Source organism: Pseudomonas sp. W2-17, from assembly GCF_041060445.1.
Classification (GTDB): domain Bacteria; phylum Pseudomonadota; class Gammaproteobacteria; order Pseudomonadales; family Pseudomonadaceae; genus Aquipseudomonas.
In genome coordinates, this window is sequence record NZ_JAUFNS010000013.1 from 77,628 (window position 1) to 99,259 (window position 21,632).

The 21,632-nt window shown below is 60.4% G+C and carries 23 protein-coding genes; 11 read left to right on the forward strand and 12 right to left on the reverse strand.

All coding sequences use genetic code 11. From position 1 onward, the window contains the following. Nucleotides 1-144: 144 nt before the first annotated feature. The 3 genes from QWI20_RS17225 to QWI20_RS17235 are packed head-to-tail and all read right to left on the reverse strand — an operon-like array spanning nucleotide 145 to nucleotide 3,589. Nucleotides 145-2,031 carry an ABC transporter ATP-binding protein gene (locus QWI20_RS17225; RefSeq protein WP_369306476.1) on the reverse strand — a complete coding sequence of 629 codons (1,887 nt, stop codon included), beginning with the start codon at nucleotides 2,029-2,031 and terminating at the stop codon, nucleotides 145-147. Next, nucleotides 1,979-2,581: a DsbA family protein gene (locus QWI20_RS17230; protein WP_369306554.1), complete on the reverse strand. Its 603-nt coding sequence runs from the start codon at nucleotides 2,579-2,581 to the stop codon at nucleotides 1,979-1,981. Before QWI20_RS17230 ends, QWI20_RS17225 begins: the two co-directional genes overlap by 53 nt. Before the next feature lie 36 nt (nucleotides 2,582-2,617). After that, on the reverse strand, nucleotides 2,618-3,589 hold the full coding sequence (locus tag QWI20_RS17235) for a rhodanese-related sulfurtransferase (protein WP_369306477.1): 972 nt from the start codon (nucleotides 3,587-3,589) through the stop codon (nucleotides 2,618-2,620). 224 nt (nucleotides 3,590-3,813) lie between these two features. On the opposite strand from QWI20_RS17235, the gene QWI20_RS17240 reads away from it, so the two are divergent. The 3 genes from QWI20_RS17240 to QWI20_RS17250 all read left to right on the forward strand — a co-directional run bounded on the left by QWI20_RS17240 (nucleotide 3,814) and on the right by QWI20_RS17250 (nucleotide 5,944). Next, nucleotides 3,814-4,440: an FMN-dependent NADH-azoreductase gene (locus QWI20_RS17240; RefSeq protein WP_369306478.1), complete on the forward strand. Its 627-nt coding sequence runs from the start codon at nucleotides 3,814-3,816 to the stop codon at nucleotides 4,438-4,440. A 133-nt stretch (nucleotides 4,441-4,573) separates the two neighbouring features. Beyond that, nucleotides 4,574-5,275: a glutathione S-transferase family protein gene (locus QWI20_RS17245; RefSeq protein ID WP_369306479.1), complete on the forward strand. Its 702-nt coding sequence runs from the start codon at nucleotides 4,574-4,576 to the stop codon at nucleotides 5,273-5,275. Nucleotides 5,276-5,380: 105 nt separating this feature from the next. Continuing rightward, nucleotides 5,381-5,944: a TetR/AcrR family transcriptional regulator gene (locus QWI20_RS17250; protein WP_369306480.1), complete on the forward strand. Its 564-nt coding sequence runs from the start codon at nucleotides 5,381-5,383 to the stop codon at nucleotides 5,942-5,944. A 52-nt stretch (nucleotides 5,945-5,996) separates the two neighbouring features. On the opposite strand, the gene QWI20_RS17255 is transcribed toward QWI20_RS17250, so the two are convergent. Continuing rightward, the gene (locus tag QWI20_RS17255) at nucleotides 5,997-6,293 is read right to left on the reverse strand and encodes a BolA family transcriptional regulator (protein WP_065992949.1); all 297 of its coding nucleotides are present in this window, start codon (nucleotides 6,291-6,293) and stop codon (nucleotides 5,997-5,999) included. 12 nt (nucleotides 6,294-6,305) lie between these two features. Beyond that, entirely contained in the window at nucleotides 6,306-6,842 is a 537-nt protein-coding gene (locus tag QWI20_RS17260) for a DUF2059 domain-containing protein (RefSeq protein ID WP_065992947.1), read from the reverse strand. A gap of 261 nt (nucleotides 6,843-7,103) precedes the next feature. On the opposite strand from QWI20_RS17260, the gene QWI20_RS17265 reads away from it, so the two are divergent. From QWI20_RS17265 to QWI20_RS17275, 3 genes are all read left to right on the forward strand, one after another. Continuing rightward, entirely contained in the window at nucleotides 7,104-8,498 is a 1,395-nt protein-coding gene (locus QWI20_RS17265) for a class II fumarate hydratase (protein WP_369306481.1), read from the forward strand. Next, on the forward strand, nucleotides 8,491-9,105 hold the full coding sequence (locus QWI20_RS17270; RefSeq protein ID WP_122535668.1) for an NAD(P)H-dependent oxidoreductase: 615 nt from the start codon (nucleotides 8,491-8,493) through the stop codon (nucleotides 9,103-9,105). The genes QWI20_RS17265 and QWI20_RS17270 overlap by 8 nt, the downstream gene beginning before the upstream one ends. 195 nt (nucleotides 9,106-9,300) lie before the next feature. Further along, nucleotides 9,301-9,522 (forward strand): DUF6316 family protein, encoded by a 222-nt coding sequence (locus tag QWI20_RS17275; RefSeq protein WP_369306482.1) that lies wholly within the window; start codon nucleotides 9,301-9,303, stop codon nucleotides 9,520-9,522. A gap of 13 nt (nucleotides 9,523-9,535) precedes the next feature. Here QWI20_RS17275 and QWI20_RS17280 read toward each other — a convergent pair whose 3' ends face one another. Continuing rightward, nucleotides 9,536-10,126 carry a tRNA-uridine aminocarboxypropyltransferase gene (locus tag QWI20_RS17280; RefSeq protein ID WP_369306483.1) on the reverse strand — a complete coding sequence of 197 codons (591 nt, stop codon included), beginning with the start codon at nucleotides 10,124-10,126 and terminating at the stop codon, nucleotides 9,536-9,538. A gap of 9 nt (nucleotides 10,127-10,135) precedes the next feature. Beyond that, nucleotides 10,136-11,029 carry a LysR family transcriptional regulator gene (locus QWI20_RS17285; RefSeq protein ID WP_369306484.1) on the reverse strand — a complete coding sequence of 298 codons (894 nt, stop codon included), beginning with the start codon at nucleotides 11,027-11,029 and terminating at the stop codon, nucleotides 10,136-10,138. 166 nt (nucleotides 11,030-11,195) lie between these two features. Here QWI20_RS17285 and speB point away from each other — a divergent pair, with 166 nt between their 5' ends. Next, the gene (gene speB, locus QWI20_RS17290; protein ID WP_065992936.1) at nucleotides 11,196-12,146 is read left to right on the forward strand and encodes an agmatinase; all 951 of its coding nucleotides are present in this window, start codon (nucleotides 11,196-11,198) and stop codon (nucleotides 12,144-12,146) included. Between the two features lie 352 nt (nucleotides 12,147-12,498). Further along, the gene (locus tag QWI20_RS17295) at nucleotides 12,499-12,789 is read left to right on the forward strand and encodes a hypothetical protein (RefSeq protein WP_369306485.1); all 291 of its coding nucleotides are present in this window, start codon (nucleotides 12,499-12,501) and stop codon (nucleotides 12,787-12,789) included. Between the two features lie 123 nt (nucleotides 12,790-12,912). On the opposite strand, the gene QWI20_RS17300 is transcribed toward QWI20_RS17295, so the two are convergent. From QWI20_RS17300 to rmuC, 3 genes are all read right to left on the reverse strand, one after another. Beyond that, nucleotides 12,913-13,038 (reverse strand): PA1414 family protein, encoded by a 126-nt coding sequence (locus QWI20_RS17300; RefSeq protein ID WP_122535674.1) that lies wholly within the window; start codon nucleotides 13,036-13,038, stop codon nucleotides 12,913-12,915. A 182-nt stretch (nucleotides 13,039-13,220) separates the two neighbouring features. Next, nucleotides 13,221-14,672 (reverse strand): NCS1 family nucleobase:cation symporter-1, encoded by a 1,452-nt coding sequence (locus tag QWI20_RS17305; RefSeq protein ID WP_369306486.1) that lies wholly within the window; start codon nucleotides 14,670-14,672, stop codon nucleotides 13,221-13,223. Nucleotides 14,673-15,038: 366 nt separating this feature from the next. Then, on the reverse strand, nucleotides 15,039-16,403 hold the full coding sequence (gene rmuC / locus QWI20_RS17310) for a DNA recombination protein RmuC (RefSeq protein WP_192172952.1): 1,365 nt from the start codon (nucleotides 16,401-16,403) through the stop codon (nucleotides 15,039-15,041). 1,079 nt (nucleotides 16,404-17,482) lie between these two features. On the opposite strand from rmuC, the gene QWI20_RS17315 reads away from it, so the two are divergent. The 3 genes from QWI20_RS17315 to QWI20_RS17325 all read left to right on the forward strand — a co-directional run bounded on the left by QWI20_RS17315 (nucleotide 17,483) and on the right by QWI20_RS17325 (nucleotide 19,921). Continuing rightward, complete coding sequence (locus QWI20_RS17315) at nucleotides 17,483-17,707, forward strand: hypothetical protein (RefSeq protein ID WP_122535677.1); 225 nt, start codon at nucleotides 17,483-17,485, stop codon at nucleotides 17,705-17,707. A 291-nt stretch (nucleotides 17,708-17,998) separates the two neighbouring features. Beyond that, complete coding sequence (locus tag QWI20_RS17320) at nucleotides 17,999-18,490, forward strand: hypothetical protein (RefSeq protein WP_369306487.1); 492 nt, start codon at nucleotides 17,999-18,001, stop codon at nucleotides 18,488-18,490. Nucleotides 18,491-18,628: 138 nt separating this feature from the next. Next, entirely contained in the window at nucleotides 18,629-19,921 is a 1,293-nt protein-coding gene (locus tag QWI20_RS17325) for an OmpP1/FadL family transporter (RefSeq protein WP_369306488.1), read from the forward strand. 110 nt (nucleotides 19,922-20,031) lie between these two features. On the opposite strand, the gene QWI20_RS17330 is transcribed toward QWI20_RS17325, so the two are convergent. Both QWI20_RS17330 and QWI20_RS17335 read right to left on the reverse strand, forming a co-directional pair. Further along, a complete protein-coding gene (locus tag QWI20_RS17330) occupies nucleotides 20,032-20,583 on the reverse strand; it encodes a glutathione peroxidase (protein WP_369306489.1) in 552 nt (183 codons plus the stop codon). A 93-nt stretch (nucleotides 20,584-20,676) separates the two neighbouring features. Next, nucleotides 20,677-21,624, reverse strand: a complete 948-nt coding sequence (locus tag QWI20_RS17335) for a GlxA family transcriptional regulator (RefSeq protein WP_369306490.1) — start codon at nucleotides 21,622-21,624, stop codon at nucleotides 20,677-20,679. Between the last annotated feature and the right edge of the window lie 8 nt (nucleotides 21,625-21,632).

The window sequence follows — 21,632 nt, forward strand, 5'->3', positions numbered from 1 at the left end:
ACGTAACCAGCCAATTGGATGCGAAGACGTAAATATGACGCTTTTCACATTTTCGGTAAGCGCCTGGGCAAGCATAGCCCAAGAATTGACGTGATCCAGTGGCAATACGCTATTGCGTCCCGCCCCGAAACTCGTCCGGTCTTATCACACCTGTTGCAGGTGCCCGTAGAGCCTGGCGTAGAGCCCGCCATCTGCAATCAGTTGCTGATGATCCCCGTCTTCGGCGATGCGCCCGCCATCGAACACCAACACGCGATCGGCCTGTTTCACCGCTGACAGTCGGTGGGCGATGATCAGCGTCGTGCGGCCACTGAGGAAACGGTTGAGGGCCTGGTGCAGGTTGTACTCGGTGGCGGCATCCAGCGCAGAAGTGGCCTCGTCGAGAATCACCACCTTGGGGTCCGCCAACACCATGCGCGCGATGGCCAGCCTCTGGCGCTGCCCGCCGGACAGTCGCACCCCCGAACGCCCGACCACGCTGTCCAGCCCCAGGGGTAGCGCGCGGATCGTCGCATCCATCTGAGCGATTTCAAGCGCCTGCCAGCAGGCGTTGTCATCCTGCTCGCGGCCCATAAGAAGGTTGGCGCGGACGGTGTCGTTGAACAGCGCCGGGTGCTGCAACACCACGGCGACGTTCTCGCGAACGGTGTCCAGGCCAATCTCCTGCAAGCTTGAACCCCCGAAACGAATGACCCCGGATCGGGCGGTGTACAGGCCAAGCAGCAACTGGACGAGCGTGCTTTTGCCGCCGCCGCTGGCCCCCACGATCGCGACTTTTTCGCCGGGATCGATCGAGAGGTCCAACTGATCGAGGACCCGCTCGTCGTTGTAGCCAAAGCTCAAACCGCGCACGTCGATGCTCACCGTCTGCCGACCCACGAACGGATTGGTCTGCCCCGGGTACTGAGGCTCGTCCGCGCGGGCCAGCAGTTCATTGATACGGGTCAGGGCGCCGCCGGCCGCGTAATAGGCGTACTGCAGATTCAGCAGTTGTTCGACCGGCCCGATCATGAACCACAGGTAGCTGAACACCGCGAGCATGTGGCCGATGGACAGGTCGGAGAACAGCACCGTGAGCATGGCGGCAGCGCGGAAGATGTCGATACCGAATTGAAACAGCAAGCCGCTAGCCCGGCCCGACGCATCGCTTTTCCACTGGGACGACACCGCGTAATCGCGCACTTCCCGGGCGCGCAGGCCGAGCAACCCGAGGAAATAGCCCTGACGGTTGCTGGCGCGGATCTCCTGAATGGCGTCGAGGGTTTCGGTGAGCGCCTGGGTGAAGCGCGAGGTGCTGTCGTTTTCCAGTTTTTTGAGGTGTTTGACGCGCTTGCCGAGCTTCACCGTGGCGAACACCACCAGCGGATTGAACAGCAAGATCAGCAGCGCCAGTTGCCAGTGCATCCACATCAGGATCGCAGCGGTGCCCATGAGCGTGAGCATCGCCACGAGGAACTTGCTCAGCGTCTCGCCGACGAATTTGTCCACGGTGTCCAGATCCGTCACCAGATGCGCGGTGACAGTGCCGCTGCCCAGGCTTTCGTATTCGCTCAGCGAGATGCGCTTGAGCCGCTCGATCAGGCGCGTGCGGATGCGGTAGACGATGTCCTTGGCCAGCCCGGCGAACAACCGCGCCTGAATCACGTTGAACACCAGCGCGCCCAGTCGCAGGCAGAGTGTCGCCACCAGCATCAGGCCAATGTAGCCGACCGGCTTGTGCAGGCTGTCGGGCAGGAACTGATTCATGAAGATCAGCGCCGAATTGCCTTTGCCCAGCAGCACTTCATCGACCAGCAAGGGCAGGAGCAGCGGGATCGGCACCGAGCAGAGGACCGCCAGGACAGCGACGCCATTGGCCACCCACAGTGCCTTTTTGTGCTGCAGGGCAAGGCGGCGGATCTGCGCCCAGTTCAGGCGATCACCCGGCGGACGTTCAGGTGCCGATGCGGCGCTACTGCGATGTTGCAGGTCGGGGACGTCAGGCACTGGCGTTGCGCTCCAGCCAACGACCCAGCAAGGGCCCGAGGACATCGAGGGGTTGATAGCCGTTGGTCAGCAGCGCCAGTTGGCCATTGCGCTCGGCGAGCAACGTCGGAAAGCCGGCAATGCCCAAGTCCTGAACCCAGGAGAAATCCGACGCGGTCGCGGTGTGCTGTTCGACGCTGTCGAAGGCTTCGGCGAACTCGATGCGCGGCAGGCCGGCTTTTTCCGCCAGCTCGGCCAGCACCGAGCCGTGGGTCACGTCGCGGCCATGAAGATAGAAAGCCTGCTGGATTTCGTTGACCAGCCGCCAGGCGACATCCGGCGCCAGGCTGCGCGCCGCAACGATGGCACGGCAGGCCGGCGCGGTGTCGTAGACGAAGCCGTCGGGCAAGGCGCCGTCAAAACGGAACGCCTGGCCCGTGGCCTCGTGCACCGCTTGCCAGTGTTCGAGGATGTAGCGTTTGGTCGTCGGTTCCAGGGCAGCGCCACTGCCGGTGCGCAATCCGCCCACCACCAGATGCAACGGCACCCCCGCCGCTGCCGCCTGCTCGACCAATGCTTCGGCGACGGGAGAAAACCCCCAGCACCACGAACACATCGGGTCCATCACATACAGCAGGCGGGTGGACATGGCTCAGGCCTCGTTGTCTTGGGTTTCAGTCGCTTGGCCGTCAAGCGCACGGTAATTGCGTCCGATCGGGTGCGGCTGATTGCGCGCCTTCGCCAGTTCGATCTGCTTTTGCCGGTCGATGGCGCTGCGGCGGGTTTTCTCGCTCAGCGAATCCCAGCAATGCGGGCAGCTGACGCCCGGCGAATAATGCTCGCTGGCACGGTCTTCTGCGCTGATCGGCGTGCGGCACGCATGGCATTGATCGTAGTCGCCTTCGGTCAGGTCGTGACGCACGGTGACGCGATTGTCGAACACGAAGCAGTCGCCCTGCCAGCGGGTTTCTTCCTGGGGCACTTCTTCCAGGTATTTGAGAATGCCGCCCTTGAGGTGATAGACCTCTTCGAACCCTTCACCGAGCATGTAGCTGGAGGCCTTCTCACAGCGAATGCCGCCGGTGCAGAACATCGCGACCTTCTTGTGCCTGGCCGGATCGAAATTCGCCTTGATGTAATCGGGAAATTCACGGAATGAAGTGGTCTTGGGATCGATCGCGCCTTCGAAGGTGCCGATCGACACTTCGTAATCGTTGCGCGTGTCGATGAGCAGCACTTCAGGGTCGGCCATCAGCGCGTTCCAGTCCTTGGGATCGACATAGGTGCCGACGGCCTTGTTCGGGTCAACGCCCGGGACGCCGAGGGTCACGATCTCTTTCTTGAGTTTGACCTTGGTGCGGTAGAACGGCTGGTCGTCGCAGTACGATTCCTTGTGATCGATATCGACCATGCGCGGGTCTTTCTTCAACCAGGCCATTAAGCCGTCGATGCCCTCGCGGCTGCCGGAGACCGTGCCGTTGATGCCTTCTTCAGCGATCAGCAAGGTGCCTTTGATGCCGTTGTCGACCATCGCCTGCAGCAGTGGCTCGCGCAGTGCGACGTAATCGGAAAGGGTGACGAATTTGTACAGCGCCGCGACGACGATGGGTGCGGGTTGGGTCATGTGGCGTCTCCAGGTGGTGACCCTCGCAAAGGGCCTACCGGGTGAATGATTCAGATGAACGCGTGCCGACCGGGCAACGCGCCGCGGATTCTATCAAGAATCGTACGTGGGCAGGCAGGAGGGTTGATCAATCGGCCCATCACCCCGTTCACCTGCCGGGAACATCGGCCTGAGCTTCACGGACTAAATGACATCGCTTCTCCGCCCCCACAGGAACGAATCCCATGCATATTCTCCACCTTGCCAGCTCTCCCCGCGGCGATCGCTCTGCCTCTCTCAAACTCGCTGCGCGCTTTCTCGAGACCCTGACCTCGCGGCACGCCGAAGCCACGGTGGATGTCCTGGACGTCTGGACGACCGATCTGCTGCCCTTCGATGGTGCTGCTCTGGAGGCCAAGTACGCCGATCTGCAAGGCGTGCAGATGAACGCCGAGCAACAGGCGGTGTGGGAGCAGATCCACACATTGGGCGAGCGTTTCCATCGCGCCGACGTCATCGTTTTCAGCGTGCCGATGTGGAATTTCGGTATTCCTTACCGCCTCAAGCATCTGATCGACGCCGTGTCGCAGCGGGGCGTGTTGTTCGATTTCGACGCTCAGGGCATGCGCGGTCTGCTCAAGGGCAAGAAAGTGGTGGTGTTCGCGACCCGTGGAGTAGCGCTTGGGGAGGACTTCCCCACAGAGGACTACGATCATCAGGTCGCGTACCTGAAAACCTGGGCCCGGATGGTGGGCGTACCGGCCATCGATGCGGTGGTGTCGGAAGCCACCCTCGCGGATGCGACGACGGCGGAGACGAATTTCAACGCAGCGCTGGCGCAGGCCTCGAAGCTGGCTGCCGACCTGACATGAAGGCGCTGCAAATCCAGGATGCGCCCTTACCTAACGAATGTTAGGTAGCCCATTGACCAAGGCGGCATTCAAGCCTAAGGTTGGCCTACCTAACAACCGTTAGGTGCTAAATCTTCCATTACAGGACAGCGCCATGACGACCAGACTGCAGCTATTCACCTCTCCTTCGGCGTTCCCCAATCCCCAACGACTGCGCTTGTTTATTCACGAAAAGGGCATCGCCGATCAGTTCGATGAAACCATCTATGACATGTCGCCGGGTGGCGAGCAGCGTGGCTGGCGTCACCTCAACATGAACCCGTGGGGAGAAACCCCTACGCTGCAGTTGGCGGATGGCAGCTTTATTTCCGAAACACCGGCCATTGCCCGTTTTCTCGACCAGTCTTATCCCGGCCGCAAGATCATGGGCGAAACCGCGCTGGAGCAGGGCCTGGACAACATGTGGGATAACCGCATCTGGGTGCATATCCTTTACCGGATCGTCACGGCTTTTCACGTCTTGCACACCGGGCTGGGCTTCAAGCTGGAGCTGACAAAGAATGAGGCATGGGGTGAGCACTGCCGCAAAGAGGCACTGATGCACGCGGCTTTGGTGAATCGTCATCTGGCCGACGGTCGCGAATGGCTGCTGGACGGCGCCGAACCGACGTTCGCCGATATCACGCTGGCCACCGCCATCGCCTTTTCCAAGTTCCCGGTAAACGCCACTCCGCTGGACGAGCGCTTCGAGCACTTGGACAGCTACTGGCAGCGCTGGCAGAAACGTCCGGCTTTCCAGGCCGCCTACGCCGATCGCAGCAGTGGCATACCGGAACTGGATTCGCCTGCCGAGTGATCCGACTGGATGGGCACGTCATGATCTGAGAGGACGAGGGCTGGAGCTTTTGCTTTAAGATGGCCGGCTCCACTGCAACTCGTCCGACCCATGAAAGGCACGACAATGAGCATCAACGCCCGCGAGGCCATACTCCTGGCTGCCCGAAACATTGCCCAGTCACAGGGTTACAACGGCCTGAATTTTCGCGATCTGGCCCATGAGGTTGGCATCAAGGCAGCCAGTATCTACTACCACTTTCCGAGCAAGGCCGATCTGGGCATTGCTGTCGCCAAACGATACTGGCAGGACGGTGCGGCCGCATTGGAAACGCTCAGCGAGCAGACGCCGGATCCGGTGGAAGCATTGCGCCGATTCCCCGAAATTTTTCGTCGCTCGCTGGAGGCCGACAACCGGCTGTGCCTGGGAAGTTTTGTGGGGGCTGAAGCCGATAATCTTCCCCCCGCGATGGTCAAGGAGATGCAGGCTTTCGCTCAGGTGAACGTTGAATGGTTGAGCCGACTGCTCGTCTCGGCGAAATACTGCGAGGAAGCCGACAGCGACCTCCGCGCGCGCGCCATTTTCTCGGCCGTCGCGGGTGCGCAACTGATCGCAAGAAGCACGTCAGACATTTCGGTTTTCGACACGCTGATTGAAGCCTACCGGGCCTATGGTCCCCTGCCGGCGTAACAGTCGCTTGCCGCCCGAAGAAGGCTGAACACCTTCTCCGGGGCGGCGTGCGTCAGTCGTGCCCACCCGCACAGGTCGGGGAAGACGGCGCGGCGCCGAGCTTCGCCCATTCTTCCGGAGTGTAGGTGTGCAGCGCCAGCGCGTGGAACTCACCCATCAGGCCACCGAGCAGGCCATAGACCTTCTGGTGACGCTTGACCGCGTTGAGGCCAGCGAACTGCTCGCTGACCACCACCGCTTTGTAGTGAGTGTCCGTGCCGCGACTGTGCATGTGGCTTTCATTGAGCACCTGAAGGTACTCGGGCTGAAAGACCGTCAACGCGGATTCGATTCGCTGTTGCATGCTCATGTCAGGCTTCGCTTATGGCTTCTTCGCAGGAGCGGCCGGTGCAGCAGGCTTGGCGCCAGCCGGGGTCAGTTCCTTGGTCATGTCGGCGAGCAGTTTGTTGACCACAGGCACCGCGCTTTCCAGTTTGCTCTGGGTCAGCTGGAATGACTGCTGGCTGATCTGCGGCATCTTGGCCTGGACTTTCTGGCCCAGTGGAGACTGGTAGAAGGCAACCAGATCTTTCAGCTCGCTTTCGGTGAAGTTGGAGGTGTACAGCTTGACCATGTCAGGCTGCAGTTTTGGCCAGCTGATCACCTGATCCAGCGCGGCATTGGCCTTGCCCTGATAGGTTTCGAGGGTGGCTTGCTTGGACGCAGGTGCTTTGGTTTCAGCGAAGCGCTGAGCGAACATCTGCTGGACTTGCATGTAAACCGGCGCACCCAGTTGATCGGCGTGAGCCAGTTTGAGGAACGCTACAGCACTGGCTTCATGGCTGGCGGTATCGGCAAGAACCTGGCCGCTGGCACATACCAGAGCAACCGCAGCACAAATGGCACGAAGACGGGTCATCGAGTTTCCTTATCTAGCAGGCGAGGCAGAACCCCAAGGCCGGCCATTCTGCGCCCCTTTGCGCATTTCCCTCAACCCCTGACCCTACGAGCGGTTATCCCGCGGACCTGACGCACTCGCGCGCACGAAGGTTTAGGGCGACCCGTCCGGGGCTTTTGTCGCACACTGTCCGCACCTGTTCCGACCGCACAGCAGCCACCGGGAACCCCACCGGCTCCCCGGTTACTAAACTGCGCAAATCGATCTTAAGGAGAGAGTCCAGTGAGCCGTACCGAAACCGACAGCATAGGTCCGATCGAAGTCCCCGAAGACGCTTACTGGGGGGCGCAGACGCAGCGCTCTCTGATCAATTTCGCCATCGGCCAGGAACGTATGCCGTTGCCGGTATTGCACGCGCTGGCGCTGATCAAAAAAGCCGCCGCCCGGGTCAACAACCGCAACGGCGACCTGCCCACCGACATCGCCAACCTGATCGAGCAGTCCGCCGACGAAGTGCTGCAGGGCCAGCTCGACGACCAGTTTCCTCTGGTGGTCTGGCAGACCGGCAGCGGCACGCAAAGCAACATGAACGTCAACGAAGTCATTGCCGGCCGTGCCAACGAACTGGCGGGTGGCGTTCGCGGCGGCAAGTCACCGGTTCACCCCAACGATCACGTCAATCGCTCGCAAAGCTCCAACGACTGCTTCCCCACCGCCATGCACATCGCGGCCGTGCGAGCGGTGAAAGAACAGCTGCTGCCGGCGATCGCCGAACTGTCCAGCGGTTTGTCCGAGCAGTCTTCGCGGCACATGAAGCTGGTGAAAACCGGCCGTACGCATATGATGGACGCCACGCCGATCACCTTCGGCCAGGAGCTCTCGGCTTACGTCGCTCAGTTGGACTACGCCGAAAAAAGCATTCGCGCCGCGTTGCCGGCCGTGTGCGAGCTGGCCCAGGGCGGCACCGCCGTCGGCACTGGCCTGAACTCGCCCCATGGTTTCGCCGAAGCGGTGGCCGCCGAACTGGCTGCGCTGTCCGGCCTGCCCTTCGTCACCGCGCCGAACAAATTTGCCGCGCTGGCCGGGCATGAGCCGCTGACCGCGTTATCCGGCGCGCTGAAAACCCTCGCCGTCACCCTGATGAAGATCGCCAACGACCTGCGCCTGCTGGGTTCCGGCCCCCGCGCCGGCCTGGCTGAAGTCAGGCTGCCAGCCAACGAGCCAGGCAGCTCGATCATGCCGGGCAAGGTCAACCCGACCCAGTGCGAGGCGCTGTCGATGCTGGCCTGTCAGGTCATGGGCAACGACACCACGATCACCTTCGCCGCCAGTCAGGGCCACCTGCAACTGAACGTGTTCAAGCCGGTGATCATCCATAACCTGCTGCAATCGATCCGCTTGCTGGGGGATGGCTGCCGCAACTTCAACGAGCACTGCATTGCCGGCATGGAACCGGATGCCGCCAAGATGGCCGAGCATCTGGAACGCGGCCTGATGCTGGTGACCGCGCTGAACCCGCACATCGGCTACGACAAATCGGCGCAAATCGCCAAGAAAGCCTACAGCGAAGGCCTTACCCTGCGTGAAGCGGCGCTGCAACTGGGTTTCCTCACCGACGCCGAGTTCGACGCCTGGGTGCGCCCGGAAAAAATGCTCGAGGCCGGCAGCAATGGCTGAACCCATCAGCGGCGCCACGCCACTGGAAGGCTACGGCAAACGCATACTGATGATCATCGGCACGCCGAAAAGCATCAGCCTCGGCCACGCGTTGGGCGAGGCTTATGCCCAGGGCGCGCGGAGCAAAGGTCATGTGGTGCGGGTGCTCAAACTTGACGAGATGGATTTCGACCCGGTGCTGCGCGGTGGCTACGAATCCGCCCAGACCCTGGAACACGATCTGCTTGAAGCCCAGCGCGAGGTGCACTGGGCCCAGCATCTGGTGTTCGTTTATCCGGTCTGGTGGGGCGGTTTGCCGAGCCTGCTCGGTGGATTCTTCGACCGGGTGTTCATGCCCGGTTTTGCCTTCAAGGCCCATGGCAGGCATCACCCCTCCAATGAGCTGCTGAAGGGCCGAACAGCAGAATTGCTGGTGACAATGGACACGCCGTCGCGTTATTTTCGCTGGGTCTTCAAGGCCCCTGCCCACCGGCAGATGGTTAGAACGATCCTTGAGTTCTGTGGGATCAAGACCACACGGCTGACGGAGTTCTCGCCGGTACGCACCTCTACCGAAGAGCAGCGTCAACAGTGGATTCGCGACGCCGAGGCGCTGGGCAAACGCTGAAGCGCAAGGGCGCAATAAGGCCGTCGCCGGAAATCTGGCGCGACGATGCGGTGCCGTTGTGCAAATTCATTGAACGCTTGTGAAACGTCGCCTTCAAACCCTGTAACTTAGCGGCAGCAACTTGGCGGCAGCCATTTAGGGGGCATCACTGCCGTTCATTTGCCCAGCGTAATGACCCAGAGCCCGGAGAAGGCCATGTTGAGCAAGCGTGAACAAGATCCAGCACCCACCGTGCGATTTCGCAGCGACCGCGTTTCCCGCGTCAATGGCCTGTATTTCTTCAGCACCCGGGAAAACACCCTCGAAGGTCCGTTCACGAGCAAGGAAGACGCTGCTCGTGAAACCGAGGTTTATATCCGTCGCATGCAGGCCGCCAGCGCGTATCAGCCAGGCATGCCCTCCTCGCTCAACGGCTGATTCAACCCCGCCTTTACGCATGATTGCGGCGAAAGGTCTCCTCGCCCATTGCTGCGATCTGTCCGTCGATCAGCGCATCGAACGGACGCAACAAGCCATTGAACGACGTCTCCGGCTCCAGCGTGTGCAGCGCATGGACGATGGCCTCGAGTGTCGACAACGCCTCGGGGCCCGGTGCTTTGCGCAATCGGTAGCGTGACGCTGGCGCGTCGGTCAACACCACTCTGGGCAGCGCCGCCAGCAGCGGATTAAGGTGCAGCAGCTTGCGCGCCTTGCGCCAGGTGCCATCGGGTACGACGAGCAGCACGGGTGCATCGTCGACACGGTTAGCCTTCAGCGAAACAGCCTCCTCCCCCGGAAACAGTAAACACGCTTGGTAACCGGGCCGGCTCAGCCATTGCCGCAGATCCTCGAACACCTCCCCCACCTGCGATTCCGCATTCGTCAGGCCAAGTGCTGCCAGGCGCGCCGTGTTGAGCGCGTGATTGACCTCGCTGGGATGCTGCAGGATCAACACGCGCGTGCGGCTGCCCAACGCGGGAATCAGCGCACACAGGCAATGATCGGTCGGACGCAGGCAGCGTTCGCAGCGGGCACGGGACATCGTCGTTTCCTACAGTGGATTGAGCTGCGCTTTGAGCAGGTCGCGGAAGGTCTGAATCAGCGGCTCACGGCTGCGCCCGCGACGCAGGATCATCGAGAACGGCGCCTGATAGCCAAAGGTCGCCGGCAGCAAGACGCGCAAGTGCCCGGAATCCACCCACGACTGCGCGTAATGTTCAGGCAAATAACCGATGTAGGCGCCGGACAGCACCAGAATCAGCTGCGCTTCCATACTCTCGACGGTCGCGGCGCTATGCTTGAAGCCGTGGCGAGCCAGCTCGGCCTGGCTCCAGTAGCCGCGCCCGACCATGCGCTGCTGAGTAATGACCGGTTCCGGAATGCGCCGCTCGGCATACAGCGGGTGGCGATTGCTGCAGTACAGCCAGTGCTGTTCGCGGTACAGCGGCTGGTAGAGCAGGCCGTTCATGCGTGTGGAAAACGAGCCGATCGCCAGGTCCAGCCGGTTGTCCAGCACGCCCAACTGCAATTCATAAGGACTCATCACCGCCAGGTGCAAATGCACGGCCGGATGCTCGGCACTGTAGGCGCCGATGACTTCCGCGAAGGGCAATGCCCGGTCACTGACCGTCGAGTCCAGCACCCCGAGATTAAGCGTGCCACGCAGTTCACCCTTGAGCGCCGCGGCGTAAAGTTCGAAGCCTTCCAGCTCGCCGAGCAGGCGCAGGGTTTCCTGATGAAACAGCTCGCCCTTGCTGGTCAGGCTGAACCCGCCGCGCCCGCGATGACAGAGCACGATGCCCAACGCCGCTTCCAGCTGGCTCATGTAGGTGCTGATCGCCGAGGTCGACAGATTGAGTTCTTGCTGGGCACTGGCGAAGCCCTGATGGCGCACCACACAGGCGAAGATGCGCAGCAATTTGAGGTCAGGGAGCGCGCTGGGCATGGTCGTTCCAGGGTGGGTTTTGCGCGCAGCTTACCCGATACTTCAGGAAAATCTGAACTAAGTATTTCGCCTGGCCGATTGTTCACGGCGGGCCCGGTCAACAGAATCGGGGCCATGTCGGAAGACCGCTTCCGCCCCCTTTGATTACCACCGATGAGGCATTCCCGTGGACAAGATTTTCCATCAACCACTGGGCGGCAACGAAATGCCGCGCTTCGCCGGCATCGCCACCATGATGCGTCTGCCGCACCTGCAAACAGCGGCCGGTCTGGATGCGGCCTTTGTCGGCGTGCCCCTGGACATCGGCACGTCCCTGCGCGCCGGCACCCGTTTCGGCCCGCGGGAAATCCGCGCTGAATCGGTGATGATTCGTCCCTACAACATGGCCACCGGTGCCGCGCCTTTTGATTCGCTGTCCGTGGCGGACATCGGTGATGTGGCGATCAACACCTTCAACCTGCTGGATGCGGTACGCATCATCGAAGAGGCCTACGACGGTTTTCTCGAGCACGGCATCATCCCCCTGACCCTCGGCGGCGATCACACCATCACGTTGCCGATCCTGCGCGCCATGAAGAAGAAACACGGCAAGGTCGGGCTGGTGCACATCGACGCCCATGCAGACGTCAACGATCACATGTTTGGCGAGAAGATCGCCCACGGCACTACCTTTCGCCGGGCGGTGGAGGAAGGTCTGCTGGACTGCGATCGCGTGGTTCAGATCGGTTTGCGCGCTCAAGGCTATACCGCTGAAGACTTCAACTGGAGCCGCAAGCAGGGGTTCCGGGTGGTCCAGGCCGAGGAATGCTGGCACAAGTCGCTGGCGCCGCTGATGGCTGAGGTGCGCGAGAAGGTAGGCGGCGGTCCGGTGTACCTCAGTTTCGACATCGACGGCATCGACCCGGCTTGGGCACCGGGCACTGGCACACCGGAAATCGGCGGGCTGACGACGATTCAGGCGATCGAGATCATTCGTGGGTGCCAGGGGCTGGACCTGATTGGCTGTGACCTTGTTGAGGTCTCGCCGCCCTATGACACCACCGGCAACACCTCGCTGCTGGGCGCGAACCTGCTGTATGAAATGCTCTGCGTGCTGCCGGGTGTGGCGCACCGCTGACAGCGGGACTGCACGCTTTGCTTTTAGCAGGAGCGGCTTCAGCCGGGAAAAGGCCCGTCCGATTGTCCTCAATTTTCGCGGCGTGACCACTGACGCTTTCCCGGCTAAAGCCGGTCCCACAATGTGTGCGCTGCATCGGGCGCGCCGTTCCTCCATTGCGCGCCGTTACAAAAAATCTCCACACACCTGTCATTCCCCTGCCGCGAACTTGGGCTAGCCTTAATCCGAGACCGTCGGCGTTGTGCAATGCAGCGCGGGTTCTTCAGGGTGGTTGCTTTTAGGGATTCCTGCCACAACCCTCTGTATTTTGATGTTGGGGTGATTACCACTTGAATCAAAGCAGAGGCCTGCCATGAAGCGGAGCGAAGTCAGACAGCATGTGATCGACACAATCGGGAAGATCCTGGTCGACAAGACCCTCATTCAGGAAGAAGACGACGTGATGCTAAGTGCGCTTGAGCTGGATGAAGAAGACTTCAGAGAGTTCTTCTCAATTCTGCAAAGCGACTTCGGCATCGCCCTCCCCAACCAGATCAAAGCCGATATTGCAGGCATGTCAGCACATTCACCTAATGGCCAACTGACGCTGCAGGGGCTTGTCGAGCTGATTCTAGACGAGAAAAAACGCCGAGCTCATCACTGAGTGGCAAATGGGATCGATTTAGAAGAGACAGGGAGGCGAGCTGGTTGTTTGACCGAACGGTCGGAGGGAACGGAGCGGGCTATCGGGCGATAGCGCCGCTTTTAACGCGGCTGGCGAAAGCAATTAGCGCCGTGGACGACGACGCTCATCATCATTGCTGCGCACGGGAATGGGCTGCAGCTTTGGCTTTTCAATCAACCCGAGCGCGACGCCTACATCGTGAAGCCATTCTTGCAATTTGCTGTTCATATAACGCCCCCTTCAGGGAAATACTCGGCAGCCAATGTCTGAACTGCTTAGCGCAGATCATAGTGCTAAGGCGCACTTTACGCCTGCTACCGAGTGTCGCGGCAGGAATTTTTTGCCTTACATGACGTTGTGACACTGCAAATCGCCCATTCGAAGACTTCACGCGACAAACGGCAGGCCCGTCAACCCGCCACGCCTGGCGTCAACACCACGCATTCATGGGCCTGGCGATGTCTGGCGAGCAGATAGAACAACCCGCCGCCCAGGAAACATCCTGTAAACCATGCAAAGTTGGCCATCGGCTGCAACGCCGGGACGAAGGTGATCGCAATGCCCGCCACGGTCGCGAGGATCAAGGCCTTGACCGCCGTGTAGTTCACCCCGCCTGTGTACCAGTAGCGCCCGGTCGGGCCATCATTGAACAGCGCATCGACGTCGATCTGCTGCTTCTTGATCACGTAATAGTCCACCAGCAAGATACCGAACAGCGGCCCGATGAATGCCGCCAGCACGTCCAGCGTGTAATGGATGACGGCGGGGTTGTTAAACAGGTTCCAGGGCGTAATGAAGATCGACGCCACTGCCGCAATCATCCCGCCTGCACGCCAGCTGATCTTGCTGGGGGCGACGTTGGCGAAGTCGAACGCCGGTGACACGAAGTTGGCGACAATATTGATGCCGATCGTCGCGGTCACAAAGGCAAACGCGCCGAGCAGTACAGCAACGTCGTTGTCGATGCGGGCCACGGTGGCGATCGGGTCATGGAGCATCTCGCCGAACACCGGCAGTGTCCCCGAAACAATCACGACGGTGACCAGCGAGAACGCCAGAAAGTTGATCGGCAGGCCCCAGAAGTTGCCGCGACGCACTTCAGACATGCTCCGGCAGTAGCGACTGAAATCGCCAAAATTCAGCGTAGGCCCCGAGAAGTAGGACACCACCAGGGCCGTGGCCATGATCACTTGGGAGAACGCTTCCCAGCCGGTCAGGGATTTCTCGGAGAGGGTGAAGCTGATGTTGGCCCAGCCCGCCTTCCAGACAATCCAGCCCGCCAAAATAAACATCACGGCGTAGACCACGGGGCCGGCCCAATCGATGAACCGGCGGATCGAATCCATGCCGGTCCAGAACACTGCTGCCTGAACTACCCAGAGCGCCAGGAAGCCCATCCACCCGAGGTAGGACAAGCCGGCAAAGTGCGGCTCTGCGTAGACCGACATGTGTGGGAAGAAGCGCAGCACGACGATGATCAGCGCGCTTGAAGCCAGATACGTTTGCACCCCGTACCACGCCACCGCGATCAGGCCACGAATCACCGCCGGAATATTCGCTCCGAACACACCGAAGGCCAGACGACAGATCACCGGATACGGCACGGCTGCCTGCTGACTGGGCCTGGCCAACAGGTTGGCGATGACTTGGATGATGCAAATGCCCACCAGCAGCGCGATCAGCACCTGCCAGCTCGCCAGCCCGAGGGCGAACAGACTGGCGGCGAAGACATAGCCGCCCACGCTGTGCACATCGCTCATCCAGAACGCGAAAATGTTGTACCAGGTCCACTTCTGCGGCACGGGACCCAGATCCTCGTTGTATAAGCGGGGGCTGTAGCCCTTGGGCAATGGCTCGGTCATCGCATTTCTCCCTTAAAGGACGAACCGGCTCCCGACATCACACGTGCGCACACTGCGTACGGGAGCTAGTGTGGGTTGTATACGAAATGAGAGGCAGAATGCGTGCCATTGCCTGCTCTTACGTCTGGCAAGGCGCCAAAACTGCGGGTTACCGGCAATCGGGGACGCTTGCAGTTGTGATCTTGAACAGCAAGGGTGGCGCACCCCGCGCCTGCTGGCAGTGCACCGTGATCAATGTCGGTGCATTTTCGCCAGGCAGGAACCAGGCATAGGGAAGAGATAAAATCTGTATACGATCAGCACGTACTTTGTTCTAACTTACACACCCTTGTGCCAGCACAGCGTTATGAAAAAAACAGTTCCAGATCACTCCGGCAACTGCGCCAGTCCATCCGGGTCGGTCATGGCCCGCTCCAGAAGATCCGCAGGCAGGCTCTTGCTGGCCCGCGCGCCGAGCAGCTTGAGCTGTTCGCTGCGGCTGACCAGATTGCCGCGCCCCTCGACGAGCTTGTTGCGCGCGGCGCCGTAAGCCTTGTCCAGCTGCTGAAGACGGTTGCCGACCTCGTCCAGGTCCTGGATGAACAGCACGAACTTGTCATAGAGCCACCCTGCCCGCTCGGCGATCTCCCGGGCATTCTGGCTCTGCCGCTCCTGTTTCCACAGACTGTCGATGACCCGCAGCGTCGCCAGCAACGTGGTCGGGCTGACGATCACGATGTTGCGATCAAAGGCCTCTTGGAACATGTTGGGCTCGGCCTGCAACGCCGCAGAGAACGCTGCTTCGATCGGCACGAACAGCAAAACGAAATCGAGGCTGTGCAGCCCTTCAAGGCGTTTGTAGTCTTTGCCGGACAGGCCTTTGACGTGATTGCGCAGGGACAGCACATGCTGCTTCAGCGCCGCCTGGGAAATCACCTCATCGTCGGCCGACACGTACTGCTGATAGGCCGTCAGACTGACCTTGGCGTCGACAACGACCTGCTTGTCGCCAGGCAGCATGATCAACACGTCAGGCTGGAAGCGCTCGCCGTCGGGCCCCTTCAGGCTGACCTGGGTCTGATACTCGCGGCCCTTTTCAAGACCGGCATGTTCGAGCACCCGCTCCAGAATCAGTTCGCCCCAGTTGCCTTGGGTCTTCTGGCCCTTCAGCGCACGGGTCAGGTTGTTTGCCTCATCGCTCAGGCGCAGGTTGAGCTGCTGCAAGCGCTCCAGCTCCTTGCTCAAAGAGAAACGTTCGCGGGCTTCGTTCTGGTAACTTTCTTCGACGCGCTTTTCAAACGACTGGATGCGTTCCTTGAGCGGATTGAGCAACTGCCCCAGCTGCTGCTGACTGGTCTCGGCGAAGCGCTGTTCGCGCTCATCGAAAATCTTGCCGGCCAGTTCTGCGAACTGCGCACGCAGCTCGTCGCGGGAACCCTGCAGATCGGTGAGGCGCTGCTGGTGACTGTCCTGTTGTTCGCGCAGCTCGGCGCCAAGGGATGCGCACTGGGCGTCGAGTCGGCGCAGCTCGGCCTCTCTGGCGGTCCGTTCGCGGCCCCAGTCTTCCTGGGCCTCGCGCGCGCCTTCATGCTGCTGGCGCAGCAACTCCACTTCCCGGCGCAGTGCTGCGAGGTCTGCCTGCTTCACTGCATTGGCTTGGGCGAGATCACTGATCTCGTCGCGGCTGGCATCCAACTGAGCATTGAGCCCATCCTGCGCCATCTGCGCGTTACTCAACCTCTCGTCGAGCAACGCGGCGTCCGCCTCCCGTTGCGCCAGGCGCCGCTGCAACTGCCACGCCAGCCCCAGCAAAGGCACCGCCGCCACCGTCAATCCCAGCAACAGGCTGGTTAACTCAAACACCATAAACTCCAGACTCCGACATTCAGGCAGGCAGCATTATGCGCAGAACCGAGCTCGACGTCCGATCCAGATAAAACAGTGCAAGGCCAAGACAAAAATACGAGCGGATGCTTCAGAAGCAGCGTCGTAGAGCCAGCGCTTGGGACAATCCACAGAACCTGTGGATAACTCAGTGGACAACACCCCTTAAGCTCTCGCAAAGGCACGTAGAATGGGGCCTGCGTTCAAACTGACGATTTTTTCACCAGCGAAAAAAAACGATGGTTTTCATTGACTTAATAATTCGTTGCATTAAATCAAGCGGTTAGCGGACGACGTGACAGTGACATGACAGATACCTTTCGCAATGTGCACAAGTGGATTTCGTCTACGCATAAGCGGGTTTTCGCAGCCATGGCATCCGCTCAAAATTCGCGGGAATAAGGCACGGGGCCACCCTTCCCGCTCCATATGCTGTAGTCTTTCCGTCCCGCGTTATGTCGCTTAGCTGACATATTGCAAATCAGCGCTTGCGTTGTGCCTGTAACTCCATTAGCATCGCCGCCGTTAGTACCAAGCTGAAAGTCAATTCTGATCGAACAAATCCCCCAATCCAGTTTCGCCAACTGAGCGAACGGATTGAAAACAGGGATCGATCACCTCGATGGTTTCCAGACATGAACTCACACGACCTGCCGTCGAAACGGAGGGGTGTGCAGACCATTCATGCTCTTATCAACCAGCCTGCAAATTGATCAGGATCTTCACCTCGAGCATCGAACCTTAGCTCGCGTTGTGTTGCCTGCCCTCCTAAGTACCTACCAGTCAGCCCCGCGCCACATTTTAAACGCGCTCAACTGGCTGCTTTTTGTTCCAGACAGGTTCTGCGCCCTGCCACTGACTCGCATTCGAGCATCGGTCCGCGTTTACTGGAACGTTTTTATTTTGCACGCCTCTTATTGCGTGTCGATTCAGGAAACACCCATAACATGACTACTCATATCCAGACTCAAAACGCTATTCGTACACTGACCAACGCTTTTGCCCCGATGAACTGCCTGATCATGGCAACACGCAAGGGCTGCTTCAGCTTCACCATCGTCAACGAGCACGGCATCGCCCGCCATAGCGAGCGTTTGTACCCGGATCAATACTCCACCGATGCTCCGCTGCAGGCTGTCATCGACCGTACGCGTCAGGCCCTGGTTGCTTGATACCGTTGGCTGATACCGTCCGTCGGTAAATATCGCTGCATCGACAAGGCCTCACCCGATAACGGTGGGGCTTTTTTGTATCTGTTTTACTTACAGAAAAGGCGACAGATGCGGTAATGAATGCCAGTCACCATTTTCAGACTGCATGGGAACTGACCGTAAAACAGACCTTTACACCGTAAATATCACACTACACTTCAAGTCAGCGGCGCAGGTCGCTGCCGGTGGGCCTACTCCATCAATGCTGCCAAGCGCCAAGGCCCGCCGACTCATCAACTCCCCGAGGGTGTTATGGGAATCGCCGCCAGTGAACTGTGTCGCTACGTCATCCGCCCGACGCTTCTCTACCTGGGCCGAGCCAATCGGGCCGCTGAATCCTTGCTGCTGGGGGTCGCCGCCAGCCAGTCCGCGCTAGGCGCAGAGCTGGATAACCCGCGCGGCCATGGGCTTTACAGCATTGCGGACACTCAGCACCGCCAGCTCTGGGACGAATACCTCGCCCGCGATCCGGACCTTGCCAGCCTGGTTCGGGGCCTGGCGAGTCAGCACGCGTTCCTCACTCGCCCCGATCTGGAACTGACGGTCAACCTGCGTTATTCGACCGCGATCGCCTGGTTGATGGTCGAAGCGAGCCATATTTCGCTGCCTGATGCAGATGATTCGTTGGCCATGGCGCAAATGTGGCGCGAGATATTTCAGCCCGGCGGCCAACTGCAGGATTTCACCTCGGCCTGGCAAACATGGGTCAGCCCCTTGTTTCAGCCCTCAACGGCCATTTCGTGACCGATTGGTATTGATTGAAAAAGCTGCGAACTTTCAGGATTGTCCTACAAGAACCGCTCTAAATCGGCTGATCCAGGCTATAGCGCAAGGACAGAAATATTGGTAATTTCCGCGCGGTGATCAACAGGAGTTCTAACAATGAAAAAAACAATGATCAAATCCAGCCTCAGTCTCGCCATCACTCTTGCCTCCACCCAGATTTTCGCCTCCGGCTTTGCCCTGAACGAACAAAGCATCAGCGGCATGGGGACCGGTTTTGCGGGCCGTACCTCGTCCGTCGATGACGCCAGCATCGTGTACGGCAACCCGGCCGGCATGTCGCGTCTCAAGCGCGCACAGGCGACCGTGGGGGTCGCCGCAATCGATGCCTCGACTGACATCACCGACACCAGCGGCCGCAGCACCGGCTCCAACAAAGGCGACATGGTCCCTTTCATCGCCGTGCCGATGGGCTTCTACGTGAACCCGGTCGACGAGCACTGGGCGTTCGGCTTCGGTGTCTACGCGCCATTCGGCCTGGTCACCGACTATGAAGACAACTTCCAGGGTCGCAACTTCGGCAGCAAGAGCATCGTCAAGGTCGTGACCTTCCAGCCGACCGTCAGCTACGCATTCAACGACAAGGTGTCGATCGGTTTCGGTCCGACCATCAACCGTATTTCCGGCGCGCTGGAATCGGCACTCAATGTCAGCCCGCTGCTGGGTGCCCGCACCGGTGACGGCCGCGTGCAGGTCAAGGGTGATGACGTCGGTTACGGTTTCAACGCCGGTATCCTGGTGCAAGCCACTGATACCACCAGCGTCGGCCTGACCTACCACTCCAAAGTGACCTACAACCTCGAAGGCCACACTGAAGTAACCCCGGGCGCAGGCGTGCCTGCCCAAGTATTGGGCGCGGGTCGATATGACGCCAAGCTGAACATTGACACGCCTGAAACCGTGGACTTCTCGGTCACGCAGAAGATGAACGATGCCTGGAAGCTCTACGCGGGGGCCACCTGGACACGCTGGAGCCGTCTGGAAGACATCACCGTGAAGAATTCGGGCGTCACGCGCGCGGGTGGCGTCGCTGCGCCAAGCCTGGTTGGCACTATCAGCGAAGAGCAGAACTGGCACGACACCTGGGCCTACGCCGTGGGTACGTCGTATCAGTTGAACAAGCAGTGGGTGTTGCGTACCGGTCTGTCGTTCGACCAGTCGCCGACCAACAACGAGAACCGCTCGCCGCGCATCCCGACAGGCGATCGCACGATCTTCAGTCTGGGCGCCGGTTACAGCCCGACCGACGACATCACCATCGATGTGGCCTACTCCTACCTGCAGGAAGAGAAGGTCAAGGTTGCCGACTCGAACGCTCTGGGTCAAAGCTACAACGCCAAGTACGACAACAGCGCCAACGGTTTCGGCGTAGGCATGACCTACCGCTTCTGATGCAGTTGGCGGGACAGGGAAATCACCTGTCCGCCCTACAAAAAACCCCGGAGCCAGCAATGGCTGCGGGGTTTTTCGTTGTGGCCGGCCTGTTTGGTGTCAGGCCGCTTTTACGGTTTGGAGGCGATGGCCTTCTCGATGGCCGAAATCAGCTCGGGATCATCAGGCGCGGTTTTGCTGGAGAAGCCGGCAACCACGTTGCCTTTGCGGTCGACCACGTATTTATAGAAATTCCAGCTTGGCGCGCCGCTTTGCTTGGCGAGAACCTTGAACAGGTTGATGGCGTCGGCGCCACGCACCGGCTGCGGTTCGGTCATGGTGAACGTGACGCCGTAGTTCACGTAGCAGACCTTGGCGGTCTCGGCAGCGTCTTTGGATTCCTGCAGAAAGTCGTCCGAGGGCACCCCAAGGACTTCAAGCCCCTCACCCTTGAAGCGCTGATTGAGCGCTTCCAGGCCTTTGAACTGCGGCGCGAAGCCACAGAAGCTCGCGGTATTGACCACCAGCATCGGCTTGCCGGCGAACTGTTTGCACAGGTCGATATCCTGTTTCGCCCGCAGCTTGGGCAGGTCGCCCTGCAGCAGCGGCGGGCAATCGGCGGCCGCCGCGGCGCCACTGAGGGCAAGCAACAACAGAGGCGCGTGAATCCAGCGTAGGGCCATGGTGACGTCCATTCATGAGCGGGCAGGAAAGGTGGGGCTGCCGCTACGCTACTCCGCCCCGCGATGAATGCCTAGCGCCAAACAAACGGGCTATCAGCCGGCTTTGTCGGTGGCCGTGAACGCCCGCTGGATCGCCTGGGGTGGTTCGCCGAAGTTGCGCAGAAACGCCTGGCGCATCCTTTCCCGATCGCCGAACCCGGTCTCCCGGGCGACCACTTCGATGGGGTGCCGACTGGTTTCCATCATCGCCCGTGCCACTTCCACCCGCAGGCATTCAATGGCTTTCGCCGGGGTCTGGCCGGTCTCCTCGCGGAACACTCGACTGAACTGGCGAGGACTCAAGCGGGCGATGGCGGCAAGTGCATCAATGGAGAGATCACTTTTGAGGTTCTCACGGGCGTAGGCCAGCGCCAGCTGCACGCGGTCGGACTTGGGGTCCAGTTCCAGCAGCGTCGACAACTGGGAATGCTCGCTGCCGCGACGTTGGTAGATCACCAGCTTGCGCGCGACCTGCCGGGCGATGTCGGCGCCAAGGTCGTTCTCGACCATCGCCAGTGCGAGATCAAGGCCGGCGCTCATGCCCGCACCGGTCCAGATTTGGCCGTCCACGGTAAACAGTTTGTCGTCCTCGACGCGAACGTTCGGGTAGCGCTTGCGAAACTCGGGGGCGTGAATCCAATGCATGGTGGCGCGTTTGCCGTCGAGCAGACCGGCCTCGGCCAGCACGAACCCTCCCGTGCACAGCGACGCCACCCGCCGCGATTGAGCCGACGCGGTGCGCACGAATTCAAGCAGGCTGGGGGTTGGCAATTGCAGGTCCATGTAGCCGCTGACGATGATCGTGTCGTAGCCGTCAGCCTGCAAAGGCGTGGTGTTGACCGAAAAGCCTTCGGACGACATCACCGCCCCGCCGCTTTCCGACACCAGATGAAAGGAGTACGCCGCCTCGCCCTGCATCAGGTTGGCGCAGGTCAGCACGGACCCGACCGACAGGCTAAGGGACTGGAATTGCGGGTACACCACCAGCGCAACGCTATGCATGACACCTC